Genomic DNA, 14,754 nt, shown 5'->3' with positions numbered 1-14,754 from the left:
CCGACATGACCCGCAACCTCAAGCGCTGGCCGCTGCGCCTGGCTTCGCTGCTGGCCTGCCTGCTGTTCTGGCAACTGGCGGCAAGCGTGAAGCTGGACCTCGGTCTGCTGACGTTCACCTATGTCCCCACACCCAAGGCGGTGCTGGAAGCTGCCTGGAAATTGCTGACCTCCAGCACGCTGCTGGCGCACCTGGGCAGCAGCCTGTCGCGGGTATTTGCCGGTTATGCCACTGCGGCGCTGACTGGCGTGGCCCTGGGGTTGCTGATCGGCCGCTCGAAATGGGCTGAAGACACCCTGCTGCCGCCGCTGGAAGTGCTACGGCCGATTCCGGCGGTGGCGTGGATTCCGCTGGCGATCCTGATGTTCCCGTCGTCGGAACTGTCGATGGTGTTCATCACGTTCACCGGCGCGTTGTTCCCCATCCTGCTCAATACCGTGCACGGCGTGGAGGCTGTCGACCCGCGGCTGGTGGCATCGGCGCGCAGCCTCGGTGCCGGGCGCTGGGCGATCCTGCGCGAAGTGGTATTGCCTGGGGCGTTGCCCAGTATCGTCACAGGCCTGGCCATCGGCATGGGGACTTCATGGTTCTGTCTGGTCACTGCCGAGATGATTTCCGGGCAGTTCGGCATCGGCTACTACACCTGGGAGTCCTACACCTTGCAAAACTACCCGGACATCATCGTCGGCATGCTGCTGATCGGCGTGCTGGGCATGGGTAGCAGTGCCCTGGTCAAGCGCATCGGCGAGCTGGCCACGCCCTGGTACCGCACGCGGAGGGCCGGGTGATGAACAGCTTTCAACTTGCGCCAGGGCGTATCGAAGGGCATGGCCTGTCGATACACCTGGGGCACGGCAGCGACGCGTTCGAGGCGGTGCAGCGCTTGGACTTTGCCGTAGAGCCTGGCGAGTTTGTCTGCATCCTCGGCCCCTCTGGTTGTGGCAAGTCAACGTTGCTCGGCGCCTTGGCCGGGCACCTGGTGCCCAGCGGCGGCCAGTTGAAGGTGGACGGCCAGCCCGTTTCCGGTCCGTCGCCGCAGCGTGGCATGGTATTCCAGCATCACACCTTGCTGCCTTGGCGAAGCGTGCTCGACAACGTGGCCTTCGGCCTGAAGATGCAGGGCCTGGGCCGGGCCGAACGTCACCGGCAAGCACGCGAAATGTTGCAACTGGTAGGGCTGGCCGACTTTGCCGGGCGCTGGCCCAGCCAGCTGTCAGGCGGTATGCAGCAACGGGCCGAAATTGCCCGGGTGCTGATCAACCGCCCGGGGCTATTGCTGATGGATGAACCCTTCGGCGCCCTGGATGCGCAAACCCGTGCACGCATGCAGGAGCTGTTGCTGGATATCTGGGCAAGCATCCGTACCACCGTGGTGTTCGTCACCCACGATATCGACGAAGCGCTGTTCCTGGCCGACCGTATTCTGGTGATGAGCCCGCGCCCCGGTCGCTTTATCGAAGACATGCGCCTGGACTTTGCGCGGCCACGCCGCACCCGCCTGCTGACCACCCCTGAATTCACCCACCTCAAGCGTCACTGCCTGGCGTTGCTGCGCCACGAGGAAGGCCGCGAACTGCCGCGCCTGACCCCGTTGGGCCTGCCGGCCACCGACCACCCACCGCTACGGATCGCGCTATGACTGACAGAACGACCGACAACCCCGACATCCTTGCCCTGTTGCCTCGCCTTGATGCCACCGACGCTGGCGTGCGCCGCATCGCCCTGATCGAGCTGGCCGACCTGGAAGACCCGGATGGCTTGCCTTGGCTCACCGATGCCCTGCTGGTGGACGCCGCCGACGAGGTGCGTGCCGAGGCCGCGCGCCTGCTTGAGGCCTGGGAAGAACCCGAAGTTGTGCAAGCCCTGTGCGCTGCGCTGGCCGATGTCGCCGAGCCGGTACGGCTGGCAGCAGCGCAGAGCCTCAGCGAACTCAAGAGCCTTGAAGCCGGTCAGCTGATCCTGCCTTGGGTCAAGCACGCCGATGCCTTCGTCCGCGCCAGTGCCTTGCGAGCCTTGCGCGAGCTGCGCCTGGAGGATGCTGCCGAACCAGCGCTGCTGGCGCTGGCCGATGACGATGCGGCCGTGCGGCGTGAGGCAGTGGGCATTCTTGGCTGGCTCAAGCACCAGCCGGCGTTGCTGGCGCTGGCAGGGCTCGCCCAGGCCGAGCCGGACACCGAGGTGCGCCGTGCGGCCATCGGCGCGCTGGGCCTTGCCCGGGACAACTCGGTGTTGCCTGCGCTGGTGACGGCATTGGCTGACCAGGCCTGGCAAGTGCGCGAGGAAGCTGCCACCACGTTAGGCAAAGTCGGTCAGGACCAAGCAGGCCCGGCGCTGGTGGATGCCCTTGCCGACGACTTTTGGCAGGTCCGCCTGCGGGCAGCGCGCTCACTGGGTCGGCTGCGCTATGCCGCTGCACTGGACGCGCTTGGCTTATTGCTGGGCCATGGCATTGCCAACTTGCGCAAGGAGGCAGCGCTGGCGCTGGGCGAGCTGGGCCAGGCGCGTGCCTTGCCGGTGCTGCAGGCCGCCGAGGCTGACAGCGACCCCGAGGTGCGCAAGGCTGTACGGATTGCCCTGGCGCAATTGCGCGGGGCTGCCTGATGAACGCCCCGCAAGCCATTCGCAACTTGCGCGGGCCAGGGCAGCTGCTGCTGCAATGGGAAGACGGCGAGCACAGCCTCAGCCATACCCGTTTGCGCGGTGCTTGCCCTTGCTCACAATGCCGTGCGGCGCGGCTGGCGGGGGGGATCAGCCTGGTGCGCGACGATGTGCGGGTGGAGCGGATTACCTCGCAGGGATATGGCGTGCAGCTGGTGTTCAGCGATGGGCATGAGCGCGGGATCTACCCTTGGGCTTACTTGCGTGACCTAGTCAGCAAGGGAGGCTGATCCCTCAGGCTACCGCATCCCCTATAGGAGCAGCCTTGTATCTGCCCTGAAATTGTCGCCGGTCATTCACAATGCAATCAGCTCCGGCCGCAGCCCTTCCACCCGTCGCCCCGGCGGTGGCAGGTAACCGCCATCCCCGGTGATCTGGTGCAGCACCTTCTCGCGCAGCCCATGCAGTGCCACACCCGTACGTAACCGCGGGTGTGGCAGGTCTATCTCGACCACCGATTTGATCCTGCCCGGGCGTGGCTCCAGCACCACAACCCGATCAGCCAGGTATGTTGCCTCCTCGGCATCGTGGGTCACCAGCAAAGTTGTGATACCTGCTCGTTCGCGAATGGCCAGCAGCTCGTCTTGCAGTTGCTGGCGGGTCAGAGCATCCAGGGCGCCGAACGGCTCGTCGAGCAGCAGGATACGCGGGCTGGCCACAAGGCCACGGGCGATCGCCACGCGCTGCGCCATGCCGCCCGATAGCTGGTGTGGATAGGCCGACTCGAAGCCGACCAGTCCCACCAGTTGCACGAATTCATGCACCCGCCTGGCGCGTTCACCCTGGGTGAGCGACTCGTTGACCAGCCCCAAGGCAATGTTCTGTTCCACGTTCAACCACGGGAACAGCCGGTGCTCCTGGAACACGATGCCGCGTTCGCCACCAATGCCGCTGACCGCTTGGCCGTCGACACGGATGCTGCCGCTGTATTCGGTATCAAGCCCCACCAGCAAGCGCAGCAAGGTGGATTTGCCACAACCGGATGCGCCGACGATGGCAATGAACTCACCTTCGTTGATCGACAGGTTGAAGTTGCGGATAGCTTCGAACGGCTGGCCGTCCACGCTGAACACCTTGCCGACCCCCTCGAAGCTGACCAGAGGCGGGGTGCTGTTGGGCTGGTTGGCCGCCTGCAGGTGGGCCGTGTTGAATGCGTTCATGCGGTTCTCCAGCGCGTAGCGCGCGATTCGAGGCGTTGTCCAAGGGTGCCGAGCAGGGCGCCGACCAGGCCGATCAGGACCATGGCAGCCATCACCTGGTCCATGCGGAACAGTTGCTGGGCACCGATCATCAGGCTGGCGATGCCGCCGTCCGACGGCATGAAGTATTCCGCGCCGATGGTGCCCAGCCAGGCGTAGATCAGCGACAGGCGCAGGCCGGCGAAAATCGCCGGTGCCGCGCCGGGCAGCACCAGCAGGCGCAGGCGCTGCCACAGGTTCAGGCGCAGGGTGCGGGCCGCTTCGCCCAGCTGTGGCGACAGGCTGGCGATACCGCGCTGGGTAGCGATCAGCAGCGGGAAGAAGGCGGCCAGGCCAACGAACACAAGCTTGGCCCCTTCACCCAGCCCGAACCACGCAGTGAGCAAAGGCACCCAAGCAAACAGCGCCACCTGGCGCAAGGCCGACAGGCTCGGCCCGAAGAGGCGTTCGGCTGTGCTGGAGAGCCCCAGCAGCAATCCGGCCAGCAAGCCCGCGGCGCCGCCCAGCAACAGGCCGCTCAGGGTGCGTTGCAGGCTCAGCAACAAGGCTTGCGGCAGCGACCCATCGGCCAGGCCGACGAGCAGCGTGCGCACTACCTCCAATGGCGAGGTGAGGATGTTCGGGTCAACCCAGCCGAAGCTGTTGCTGGCCTGCCACAGCACCACTATCCCCAGTGGCAGCAGCAGGCTTTGCCAGCCGCGCGGCAGAGGCCCGCGCTGCTGCTCGCCAGTGGCCGGTTGCGGCCAATACAGCAGGCGCTTTTCCAGCGCTGAGAAGCTGCGCTCCAGCGCGGCGCCGACCAGGCCGATCACCAGGATGCACAGCATCACCAGGTCGAGCATGAACAGCTGTCGCCCCCAAACCATCAGGTACCCGATCCCTTCGCTGGAGGCCAGCAACTCGACCGCCAACAGCGATGTCCAGCCAGTAGCCAGGGCCAGGCGCACGCCCGTGAGGAAGGCGGGCAGGGCAGCTGGCAGCAACAGGCGCAGGAACAGCAGGTGCTTTGGCAGGCGCAGAGCCGCAGCGGCCTCGCGCAGTTTTGGCTGGGCATCGCGTACACCCACCAGCGTGTGCAAGGTCACGGGGACCACCACGGCTTTTACCAGCACCACCAGCTTGAGCAGCTCGCCGATGCCGAAGAACAACATGAACAACGGAATCCAGGCCAGGGTGGGGACCTGGGCAAGCGCCACGAACGTCGGCAGTACCAGCGTCTGCGCCCGGCGCGAAGCACCCAGCCATACCCCCAGCAGCAGGCCGCTGGCAATGCCCGCCGCCAACCCCCAGAACAGCCGTTGCAGGCTTATCCACAGGTGCCCCCACAGCTCGCCGGAGCCAAACTCCAGTGCGCTTTGCCACACCAGTGCCGGTGCCGGCAGGATCTGCTCGCTCATCCAGTGCTGGCGGCTCGCCACCCCCCAAAGCAGTGCAATCATCACAGGCAACAACCAGGGAAGAACCCGTTTCCCAGAGCGTATGCGATCCCTGTGGGAGCGGCCTTGCGCCGCGAATGGGTCGCGTAGCGGCCCCCCCCGATTCCTGCTCAGCACTCCATTCATCGGCCATCTCTCGAAGCGTTGTTAGGTTATTCACTTATGGAATTAAAAAAACTATAAAGTGATCTTCAAGAGATAAGAGCATGCGTTCCCTGCATACGGAAGCCCTGTTGCGTTGCGTTTTCCTCATATTTTCCATGCGTTTTCCGCAAGCTCCCCGCAGCCCCGCATGTCGCCTGATTTATGCCTTCCAGTTACTGAAAGATGAAGTTTTGATCTTTGTAGGTTCTAACCAGACCTGCCTAGCTTCTGGCCAAAGCGCCGGCCATCGCCGGTGGCAGCCTGCCAAGGAGCCTTGCCATGAAAACCCCGTTGCGCCACCTGATTACCGCCCTTGGGCTGGCTTTCACCCTCGGTGCCCACGCGGCTGAACCCGCCAAGCCAGAAAGCATTCGCATCGCCGTGCCCGACCTCAGTGCCGGCAGCAAGCCCAGCGCCGGTGGCGTGGTCGATGTGCTGCGTGACCAGCAGCTACTGGAGAAGGCATTTGCCAAGGACGGCATCCGCATCGACTGGCACTTCTTCAAAGGCGCCGGGCCCGTGGTGAACGAGGCGTTGGCAAACGGCCAGGCTGACTTCGCCTATCTGGGCGACCTGGCCGCGATCGTCGGCAAGGCCAATGGCCTGGACACCCGCGTGCTGTCGGCTGGCGTGCGTGGGGTCAAGAGCTACCTGGGCGTGGTGCCCGGCTCTGGCATCAAGACCCTGCAAGACCTCAAGGGCAAGCGCGTGGCGGTGTTCCGCGGCACAGCCAACCAGCTGTCGTTCGCCAGCGCCCTGGCCAGCCAGGGGCTTTCCGAGCGTGAGCTGAAAGTGATCAACCTGGATTTAAACGCCGCCAATGCTGCGCTGGCCGCCAAACAGATCGACGCCACCTGGGGTTTGTCGAACCTGCTGTCTTTGCGAGAGCGCGGGCTGGTCGAGCTCCCGGTCAATTCGCGTGACCTGGAAGGGGCCGGCAGCACTCAGGCGGTGCTGCTGGGCACCGGCGATTTCATCCGTAAATACCCCGAGCTGGTCCAGCGCCTGATCAATGCCCAGCAGCAAGCCAGTGCCTGGCTGCGCGATGAACACAACCGCCAGGCCTATATCGATCTGGTGGCCAGCAACGCCAACTGGCCGCGCAACATCCTCAGCGATGACCTGGCCAAGGAAGACCTTGCCCATTACTTCGATCCACGCCTGGACGCTGACTTCGTAGGCCAGCTGCAGCAGGGCGTAGACCTGGCCGCCAAGGAGCGCCTGATCCGCCGTGGCTTCCAGGTAGCCGACTGGGTCGAGCCACGCTTCCTCGATGCGGCGCTGCAACAGGAACAGCCCGTGCAGGCCGCCCGTTGAACCTTCAAAAACCCGACAATGACCGCAAGGACCATGACCATGAGCAATGCCGCCCTGGCCACCGCGCCACAAGCCCTTGAACTCGACATTCACCCGGTTGCCGGCCGTATCGGCGCGGAAATTCGCGGGGTCAGGCTGTCCGCCGACCTCGATTCCGCCACCATCGAGGCCATCCAGGCTGCACTGGTGCAGCACAAGGTGATCTTCTTCCGTGATCAGACCCACCTGGATGACCAAAGCCAGGAAGGCTTTGCCAAACGGCTTGGCGAGCCGGTAGCCCACCCCACCGTGCCGGTGGTGGATGGCACCAGCTACCTGCTGCAACTCGATGGCGCCGAAGGCCAGCGGGCCAACTCCTGGCACACCGACGTGACGTTCGTCGACGCCTACCCCAAGGCTTCGATCCTACGTAGCGTGGTAGCGCCGGCTTCGGGTGGCGATACCGTTTGGGCCAACACGGCTGCGGCTTATCAGGAGCTGCCCGAGCCGCTGCGCGAACTGGCCGACAAGCTGTGGGCGGTGCACAGCAACGAATACGACTACGCCAGCATCAAGCCCGACGTGGACCCGGCCAAGCTGGAGCGCTACCGCAAGGTGTTCACCTCCACGGTGTACGAAACCGAACACCCGGTGGTGCGCGTACACCCGATCAGCGGAGAGCGGGCGCTGCAACTGGGGCATTTCGTGAAACGCATCAAAGGCTATTCGCTGGCGGATTCGCAGCACCTGTTTGCTGTGCTGCAAGGGCATGTGACGCGCCTGGAGAACACTGTGCGCTGGCGCTGGCAGGCGGGGGATGTGGCGATCTGGGATAACCGCGCGACGCAGCATTATGCGGTGGATGACTACGGGACCCAGCCACGGGTGGTACGGCGTGTGACCTTGGCGGGAGAGGTGCCGGTGGGCGTGGATGGCCAATTGAGCCGGACTACCCGCAAGGGCTGAGCCCAGTAGAGAACCCTGTGTAGGAGCAGCACAAGGCTGCTCCTACATCTGGCTTCGCACGCCTTCACATTTCGGTATCACAGGCAATCAACTGCCTGACCAGCCCCTGCGCCAACGGCGACAAGCCATACCCCACCCGGCTTACCACCCCATAGCGGGTATGGCACGCCTCTTCCTGCTCCGGTGTCAGGTCAGCCAGCTTCAACTGCACCAGCCCGCCCTCGCGTTGATACGGCCGCAAATTGGCATTGCAGGCAATGCCGATGGTGTCCGAATGCATCACCACATTCAGCAACGCATACCCGTGCTCGCACTCCACCGCTGGCAAGAAGTCCTGGCGCCCGCTGAGGTCGCTGAGGATCTTGCGGATGTTCGGCGGGCGGAAGGTAGTGGCCATCGGGTAGTCGAACAGGTCGCGTGCCTGCACGGCCTCCTGCTCGGTCAAAGGGTGCCCGGCGCGGCAGCAGAAATGCCAGCGTTGTGGCGTCAGCTTGTGCACCTGATAGTCCGGGTCGGACTCGAACTGGCGCGTGTCGGCGACAAAGAACTCGATCTCTTCGGCAACCAGCTTGCGGTTCAGCGCCTGCCAGTTGTCCACCTGGAAGCAGGTGCGCGCCGCCGGGTACTCGGCCACGAAGCGCGCCACCGCCCGCGGCACCAGGCCACCGGCTGGCGCAGGGCCCGAGCCAAAGCGCACCACCCCGGTCGTGGCGCCGTTGAACTGGTGGATCTCATTGACCAGATTGTGCGCCCCATGCACCAGCCGCCGCGAATGCTCCAGCACCAGCAAGCCTTGGCGGGTGGGCGCCAGTTCCTTGCTGGCGCGGTCGACCAGGCGGCAGCCGATGTTGTGCTCCAGGGTCTGGATACTGCGGCTGAAGGCCGATTGCGACAGGTTCACCGCCGCCGCAGCGGCCACGAAACTGCGGTGCTCGACAAGGGCGATGTAGTGGCGCAGCTGACGCAGATCGATATGCATTTTCTACATTAAAACCTTCGGTCAAATGCAATTGCTGACAAGGGTGAGTCCCCTTATAAAGGGTGTTACTTATTCCACTAAATATGAATTACAAATATTTATATCACTTAAAAGAATATAAGCCCGACTGACCGCGATTCGGTTCCGCCAACGGAAATGCTCGCCAGGGCCCACGCCTCAAGGAGCATTTGCATGTCCGGACTTTCTCGTTGGCCTGCGCGCGCGTCGCGTTTCACCTTGCAACCCTTGGCCGCCGGCGTGCTACTGGCGGCGTCCTCTGGCAGCTTCGCCGAAGAGCCGGTCAGCGCCACCCCGGCGGTGGAGCAGGAGGCCAAGCTCGGCACCGTCACGGTCAATGCCCGCCGCCGCGAGGAAACCGCGCAAAGCGTGCCCACGCCGATCAGCGTGCTGGACAGCGAAACCCTGGAAACCCAGCGCATCTACCGCGTGCAGGATTTGCAACAACTGGTACCCAGCACCAACGTCGCCTACGTGCATGCCCGTCAGTCGAGCATCTCGATCCGTGGCCTGGGCAACAATCCGGCCAGTGATGGCCTGGAGGGCAGCGTCGGCATCTACCTGGACAACGTCTACCTCGGCCGCCCCGGCATGGCGGTATTCGACCTGCTGGATGTGGAGCAACTGGAAGTGCTGCGCGGCCCGCAGGGCACGCTATTCGGCAAGAACACTACGGCCGGCGTGCTCAACATCACTACGCGCAAGCCGACCTTCCACCGCGAAGGCAGCATCCAGCAGTCGATTGGCGAAGACGGCTATCTGCAAACCCAAGGCAGCTTCTCGGGGCCGATCAGCGAGACCCTGGCCGGGCGCATCAGTGCCTACCGCACCGAAGACGACGGCTATGTGAAGAACATCCACAACGGTGACGACCTCAACGGCGGCAAGCGCCAAGGCTTCCGCACACAATTGCTGTTCAAGCCCAGCGAAACATTCAACCTGCGCTGGATTGGCGAATACAACGAAGAAGACTCCAACAACGGCATCCTCAGCCTGTACAGCACCGGCCCCACCATCAATGGCGTCAACCGCTACGAAAGCCTGGCCGCCCAGGCGGGCGCGACGCTGGTGTCGGGCAAGGATCGCAAGGTCAATTTCGACGCCGACCAGCAGGTGACGGTGTTCCAGGGCGGCACTTCGGTGGAGGCCAACTGGACCTTGCCCAATGATTTCACCCTGACTTCGATCACTGCCTACCGCTGGTGGGACTTCACCCCGCGCAACGACGATGGTCTTGACGTACCGGTGTTCTACAGCGCCGGGGTTTCGGTACGTGACAAGCAGTACTCGCAGGAAATCCGCCTGGCTTCGCCTACGGGTGGCGCCTTCGACTACGTGCTGGGTGCCTATTACTTCAAGCAGGACCTGGACAACAAATCCTTTACTTACTACGGGCCGCAGGCGGATGTCTGGAACCTCACACCGGCCGGTGCGCTGAACAACGTCAACAGCATTGGTGACGGGCACATCGATACCGACAGCTATGCGTTGTTCGCCCAGGGCACCTGGCATGTCACCGACCGCCTGGACTTCACCGCCGGCGTGCGCGGTACCTATGAAGAAAAGAGCGCCTGGGTGACCCGCGACGCACCTGACGGCGGCACCGCTGTAACCGGGGCCGCTGCTGCCGCGCGCCAAGCCCGGATAGGGGCCTACGATTCGGGCGACCTCAACCAGTACAGCTTCAGCCCTTCCGGCCTGTTGGGCCTGAGCTACCGTTTCAACGAGCAGCTGCTGGGCTATGCCACCCTGACCCACGGTGAGAAGTCTGGTGGCGTCAACCTTACTGTTGGCGCTGCACCACGGCTGGGCACCGATTCGCTGCTGGTGGGTACCGAGCGGGTAAACAACGCCGAACTGGGCCTGAAAAGCACCCTGTTCGACGGTCGCCTGCAACTCAACAGCAACCTGTTCTGGGCCGAGGTGCATGGCTACCAGGCCAACGTTTACGACCAGATCAACCGCGTGCAGTACCTGGCCAACGCCGGCAGCGTGCGCTCGCGCGGCCTGGAGTTCGAAGCCACGGCGCTGCCGATCCGCGGCCTCACGGTCAACTTCAACGGCTCGTGGAACGACGTGCGCTACACCGAATACAAGGATGCCCCATGCCCGCCTGAGGTGAGCCTGGCCAATGCCACCGCCACCTGCGACCTGTCCGGCCACCAGGTGGTCGGCGCCTCCAAGTACATCGCCAACCTCAACACCCAGTACAAGTGGCAAGCCACCGAGCATGTCGAGCCTTACGTCACTGCCAGCTATGCCTTCCGCTCGAAGGCCGTGGGCACCATCGATGATTCCGATTTCGGCCAGATCCCCAGCTATGCGCTGGTCAACCTTTCCGCCGGTGTGCGCCTGGACCAGGGCGATGGCGTGGTCGACCTGTCGCTGTGGGTGAAAAACGCCGGCGACAAAACCTACTTCACCAGCCTGTGGAACTCCGCCAACGGTGGCTATGCCGGCGTGCTCGGCACCCCGCGCACCTTCGGCGCCACTGCCCGTTACGACTTCTGAGCACAAGGAGCTTTGCCATGAATGCCAAGACCGAAACCCCTGCACTGCCTGAAGGCGCCTGCCTGACCGCCAAGGTTCCCGAGCGTGACGAGGCGCTGCTCGGCGATGTGGTTGTGAACCCGTACCGCCTGGCGCCGCTGACCGCGATCATCCGCGACGGCGGGCGCAGCCTGAGTGATGCGCATGTGCGTGTACTGGGGCGTGGCGAGCGCGGTGTGGACATTGTCTATGACGTGTCTGACCGTTCGTTGTGGACCTACGGCGGCATCCCGGTATTCGGGCTGTACCCGGACTACGTCAACCAGGTCGAGGTGACCTACAAGCTCGACGGCGAGCGCATTCGCGAGCAGTACCAGATCTACGCCCCGGCCGTGCGCCTGCCGGTGGTGGCCAGGCAGACCGCCGCGTTGCCGGAAGTGCAGCCGGTCAAGGTAGCGCCAGGCTTTGAAAAGCGCCTGTACCTGTTCAACCACCTGCAGGGTGACATCCCGGGCGGCCGCGCCTTCAAGTGGAATGCCCTGGGTGGCGCAGCGGAATGGGACCAGGTGGGCAACAACTGGATTGCCGACAGCAATGGCGATGTGCGCTGGTACCTGGATATCGAACAGATCCACGACTCCAACCGTCGCGATGGCTTGGGCGGCACCATGGGCTTCCAGCAGACCCGCGACGGCAAGCTCATCTGGGGCCAGGGCCAGACCTACTCCAAGTACGACCTGCTGGGTCGGCGCATCTGGCAGCGCAGCCTGCCCGACAAGTTCGCCGACTTCTCCCACGAAATCCGCGAAACCGCCAACGGCACCTACCTGCTGCGGGTGGGCACCAGCGACTACCGGCGCCCCGACGGCAAACGTGTACGTTCGATTCGCGACCACATCATCGAGGTCAGTGAGGCCGGGGACGTACTGGACTTCTGGGACCTCAACCAGATCCTCGACCCCTACCGTGGCGATCTGCTGGAAACGTTGGGTAAAGCGGCTATCCAGTTGCCGGAAGGGGTGCAGAAGCAAGACGAGCGTCTGGCGAATGAACTGGCCGAGGGCGACTTGCCCTTCGGCGACACCCCGGGGGTGGGTACCGGGCGCAACTGGGCACACGTCAATGCCATCGATTACGACGCCGATGACGACAGCATCATCGTTTCAGCACGGCATCAGGGCGTGGTGAAGATTGGTCGCGACAAGCAGGTGAAGTGGATTCTGGCCTCGCCCCAAGGCTGGCCTGAGCGCCTGCGCGATAAAGTGCTGACGCCGGTTGCGAGCGCAAGCTTCGACTGGTCGTGGACCCAGCACACCGCCTGGCTGACCGGCAAAGGCACGCTGACGGTGTTCGATAACGGCTGGGGGCGCGACTTTGCGCCAACCAGGCTTGCCGGCAACTACAGCCGGGCGGTGGAGTACCGTATCGACGAGGCCAAGGGCACGGTCGAGCAGGTGTGGGAGTACGGCAAGGAGCGTGGCGACGAGTGGTACAGCCCGGTGACCTCGGTGGTGGCTTACCGGCCAGAGACCGACACCCAGTTCATCTATTCGGCTTCGGTGAACTTCCTGACCCCCGAGAAACTGACCACCACCGTGCTCAACGAAGTACGGCGCGGGACCCAGGAGGTGCTGGTGGAGTTGAAGGTGCATAGCCGGCAGCCGGGCAGTGTTGGCTACCGGGCTCTGGTGATCGACCTGGCCAAGGCATTCTGATCCATCCCCTTCGGGAGGGCCGTCGGTCCTCCCTTCACATTTCCTTCAGCCCGTTCGTCTAACCTGTACTGGCCCTTTCGCGGGCACGCCCGCTCCCACAGGTACCCCACCGGTCTCCAATTCGGTGCAGTACCTGTGGGAGCGGGCGTGCCCGCGAAGAGGCCGGTTGCCACTACCCAAATGATGAAATTTCCGCCCGGCTGTTCAACCATTCGTTCTTTTTTTCGAACAGCCTATTGTCCAACACCCCAGCAGCCGCTTAGCATTCGTTTGAGATTTCAAACGCTCGATGCCCTGCCTTGGGCGCTTTTCAACAATCAACAATTCGGGAAGCCGACATGCAGCTCAAAGACGCTCAGTTGTTCCGCCAGCAAGCCTACATCAATGGTGAGTGGCTGGATGCGGACAATGGCCAGACCATCAAGGTGACCAACCCGGCCACCGGTGAAGTCATCGGCACCGTGCCGAAGATGGGTACCGCGGAAACCCGCCGTGCCATCGAAGCTGCCGACAAGGCCCTGCCGGCTTGGCGTGCACTGACCGCCAAAGAGCGTTCGGCCAAGCTGCGTCGCTGGTTCGAACTGATGATCGAGAACCAGGACGACCTGGCTCGCCTGATGACCACCGAACAAGGTAAGCCACTGGCCGAAGCCAAGGGCGAAATCGCCTACGCCGCCTCGTTCATCGAGTGGTTCGCCGAAGAGGCCAAGCGCGTCTACGGTGACACCATCCCGGGCCACCAGCCAGACAAGCGCCTGATCGTCATCAAACAGCCAATCGGTGTTACCGCGGCCATCACCCCGTGGAACTTCCCGGCCGCCATGATCACCCGTAAAGCCGGCCCGGCCCTGGCCGCTGGCTGCACCATGGTGCTCAAGCCTGCTTCGCAAACCCCTTACTCCGCCCTGGCCCTGGTCGAGCTGGCCCACCGTGCCGGTATCCCGGCTGGCGTGCTGAGCGTCGTGACCGGCAGCGCTGGCGAAGTTGGCGGCGAACTGACCGGCAACTCCCTGGTACGCAAGCTGTCCTTCACCGGCTCGACCGAAATCGGTCGCCAGCTGATGCAAGAGTGCGCCAAGGACATCAAGAAGGTTTCCCTGGAGCTGGGTGGCAACGCCCCCTTCATCGTGTTCGACGATGCCGACCTGGACAAGGCGGTTGAAGGCGCGATCATCTCCAAGTACCGCAACAACGGCCAGACCTGCGTCTGCGCCAACCGTATCTACGTGCAGGACGGCGTTTATGACGCGTTCGCCCAGAAGCTGGCCGCTGCAGTTGCCAAGCTGAAGATCGGTAACGGCCTGGAAGACGGCACCACCACGGGCCCGCTGATCGACGGTAAAGCTGTCGCCAAGGTTCAGGAACACATCGAAGACGCCGTCTCCAAAGGCGCCAAGGTGCTGTCCGGTGGCAAGCTGATCGAAGGCAACTTCTTCGAGCCGACCATCCTGGTCGACGTGCCTAAAACCGCCGCTGTCGCCAAGGAAGAGACCTTCGGCCCACTGGCGCCGCTGTTCCGCTTCAAAGACGAAGCCGAAGTCATCGCCATGTCCAACGACACCGAGTTCGGCCTGGCTTCGTACTTCTATGCCCGCGACATGAGCCGTGTGTTCCGTGTTGCCGAAGCCCTGGAATACGGCATGGTGGGTATCAACACCGGCCTGATCTCCAACGAAGTGGCACCGTTTGGTGGCATCAAGGCTTCGGGCCTGGGCCGCGAAGGTTCCAAATACGGTATCGAGGACTACCTCGAAATCAAATACCTGTGCATCAGCGTCTGATAGCACGGTAAAGGCTTTACCTCTGCCAGCGGGGCGCGAGAGCGACGTCTCGCTGGCCTTTTTTACATCGCA

At 63.6% G+C, this 14,754-nt stretch carries 12 protein-coding genes; 9 read left to right on the top strand and 3 right to left on the bottom strand.

Annotated features, from left to right (window positions below; translation table 11 throughout):
- Window positions 1-5: 5 nt before the first annotated feature.
- From J3A71_RS28135 to J3A71_RS28120, 4 genes are read left to right on the top strand one after another with little or no spacing between them, the layout of a single operon-like run.
- Window positions 6-788, top strand: a complete 783-nt coding sequence (locus tag J3A71_RS28135; protein WP_096425450.1) for an ABC transporter permease — start codon at window positions 6-8, stop codon at window positions 786-788.
- Window positions 788-1,639: an ABC transporter ATP-binding protein gene (locus J3A71_RS28130; RefSeq protein ID WP_096425451.1), complete on the top strand. Its 852-nt coding sequence runs from the start codon at window positions 788-790 to the stop codon at window positions 1,637-1,639. Before J3A71_RS28135 ends, J3A71_RS28130 begins: the two co-directional genes overlap by 1 nt.
- Complete coding sequence (locus J3A71_RS28125; RefSeq protein WP_016484366.1) at window positions 1,636-2,601, top strand: HEAT repeat domain-containing protein; 966 nt, start codon at window positions 1,636-1,638, stop codon at window positions 2,599-2,601. The genes J3A71_RS28130 and J3A71_RS28125 overlap by 4 nt, the downstream gene beginning before the upstream one ends.
- A complete protein-coding gene (locus J3A71_RS28120; RefSeq protein WP_016484367.1) occupies window positions 2,601-2,888 on the top strand; it encodes a gamma-butyrobetaine hydroxylase-like domain-containing protein in 288 nt (95 codons plus the stop codon). Before J3A71_RS28125 ends, J3A71_RS28120 begins: the two co-directional genes overlap by 1 nt.
- A gap of 66 nt (window positions 2,889-2,954) precedes the next feature.
- On the opposite strand, the gene J3A71_RS28115 is transcribed toward J3A71_RS28120, so the two are convergent.
- Both J3A71_RS28115 and J3A71_RS28110 read right to left on the bottom strand, forming a co-directional pair.
- Window positions 2,955-3,818 carry an ABC transporter ATP-binding protein gene (locus J3A71_RS28115; RefSeq protein ID WP_016484368.1) on the bottom strand — a complete coding sequence of 288 codons (864 nt, stop codon included), beginning with the start codon at window positions 3,816-3,818 and terminating at the stop codon, window positions 2,955-2,957.
- On the bottom strand, window positions 3,815-5,419 hold the full coding sequence (locus J3A71_RS28110) for an ABC transporter permease (protein WP_256587408.1): 1,605 nt from the start codon (window positions 5,417-5,419) through the stop codon (window positions 3,815-3,817). The genes J3A71_RS28115 and J3A71_RS28110 overlap by 4 nt, the downstream gene beginning before the upstream one ends.
- A gap of 297 nt (window positions 5,420-5,716) precedes the next feature.
- On the opposite strand from J3A71_RS28110, the gene J3A71_RS28105 reads away from it, so the two are divergent.
- Both J3A71_RS28105 and J3A71_RS28100 read left to right on the top strand, forming a co-directional pair.
- On the top strand, window positions 5,717-6,754 hold the full coding sequence (locus J3A71_RS28105; protein ID WP_023048650.1) for an ABC transporter substrate-binding protein: 1,038 nt from the start codon (window positions 5,717-5,719) through the stop codon (window positions 6,752-6,754).
- A gap of 39 nt (window positions 6,755-6,793) precedes the next feature.
- A complete protein-coding gene (locus J3A71_RS28100; protein ID WP_209953531.1) occupies window positions 6,794-7,699 on the top strand; it encodes a TauD/TfdA family dioxygenase in 906 nt (301 codons plus the stop codon).
- Window positions 7,700-7,763: 64 nt separating this feature from the next.
- Here the strand turns inward: J3A71_RS28100 and J3A71_RS28095 are convergent, their stop codons facing one another.
- Window positions 7,764-8,678 carry a LysR family transcriptional regulator gene (locus J3A71_RS28095; protein ID WP_016484372.1) on the bottom strand — a complete coding sequence of 305 codons (915 nt, stop codon included), beginning with the start codon at window positions 8,676-8,678 and terminating at the stop codon, window positions 7,764-7,766.
- A 192-nt stretch (window positions 8,679-8,870) separates the two neighbouring features.
- Between J3A71_RS28095 and J3A71_RS28090 the strand changes: the two genes are divergently transcribed.
- The 3 genes from J3A71_RS28090 to gabD all read left to right on the top strand — a co-directional run bounded on the left by J3A71_RS28090 (window position 8,871) and on the right by gabD (window position 14,682).
- Window positions 8,871-11,207 carry a TonB-dependent receptor gene (locus J3A71_RS28090; protein WP_096425452.1) on the top strand — a complete coding sequence of 779 codons (2,337 nt, stop codon included), beginning with the start codon at window positions 8,871-8,873 and terminating at the stop codon, window positions 11,205-11,207.
- A 17-nt stretch (window positions 11,208-11,224) separates the two neighbouring features.
- On the top strand, window positions 11,225-12,901 hold the full coding sequence (locus J3A71_RS28085) for an aryl-sulfate sulfotransferase (protein WP_016484374.1): 1,677 nt from the start codon (window positions 11,225-11,227) through the stop codon (window positions 12,899-12,901).
- A 338-nt stretch (window positions 12,902-13,239) separates the two neighbouring features.
- Window positions 13,240-14,682: an NADP-dependent succinate-semialdehyde dehydrogenase gene (gene gabD, locus J3A71_RS28080; protein ID WP_016484375.1), complete on the top strand. Its 1,443-nt coding sequence runs from the start codon at window positions 13,240-13,242 to the stop codon at window positions 14,680-14,682.
- The last annotated feature ends 72 nt before the right edge of the window (window positions 14,683-14,754 follow it).

Origin of the sequence: Pseudomonas sp. PvP089, from assembly GCF_017875165.1 — a bacterium.
GTDB lineage: Bacteria > Pseudomonadota > Gammaproteobacteria > Pseudomonadales > Pseudomonadaceae > Aquipseudomonas > Aquipseudomonas fortuita.
This window is presented reverse-complemented; position numbering and strand designations above follow the sequence as displayed.

Coding starts and splice junctions, on each gene's coding strand:
- J3A71_RS28135 (WP_096425450.1), top strand. CDS start 6: ATGACCCGCAACCTCAAGCGCTGGCCGCTGCGCCTGGCTTCGCTGCTG.
- J3A71_RS28130 (WP_096425451.1), top strand. CDS start 788: ATGAACAGCTTTCAACTTGCGCCAGGGCGTATCGAAGGGCATGGCCTG.
- J3A71_RS28125 (WP_016484366.1), top strand. CDS start 1,636: ATGACTGACAGAACGACCGACAACCCCGACATCCTTGCCCTGTTGCCT.
- J3A71_RS28120 (WP_016484367.1), top strand. CDS start 2,601: ATGAACGCCCCGCAAGCCATTCGCAACTTGCGCGGGCCAGGGCAGCTG.
- J3A71_RS28115 (WP_016484368.1), bottom strand. CDS start 3,818: ATGAACGCATTCAACACGGCCCACCTGCAGGCGGCCAACCAGCCCAAC.
- J3A71_RS28110 (WP_256587408.1), bottom strand. CDS start 5,419: ATGAATGGAGTGCTGAGCAGGAATCGGGGGGGGCCGCTACGCGACCCA.
- J3A71_RS28105 (WP_023048650.1), top strand. CDS start 5,717: ATGAAAACCCCGTTGCGCCACCTGATTACCGCCCTTGGGCTGGCTTTC.
- J3A71_RS28100 (WP_209953531.1), top strand. CDS start 6,794: ATGAGCAATGCCGCCCTGGCCACCGCGCCACAAGCCCTTGAACTCGAC.
- J3A71_RS28095 (WP_016484372.1), bottom strand. CDS start 8,678: ATGCATATCGATCTGCGTCAGCTGCGCCACTACATCGCCCTTGTCGAG.
- J3A71_RS28090 (WP_096425452.1), top strand. CDS start 8,871: ATGTCCGGACTTTCTCGTTGGCCTGCGCGCGCGTCGCGTTTCACCTTG.
- J3A71_RS28085 (WP_016484374.1), top strand. CDS start 11,225: ATGAATGCCAAGACCGAAACCCCTGCACTGCCTGAAGGCGCCTGCCTG.
- gabD (WP_016484375.1), top strand. CDS start 13,240: ATGCAGCTCAAAGACGCTCAGTTGTTCCGCCAGCAAGCCTACATCAAT.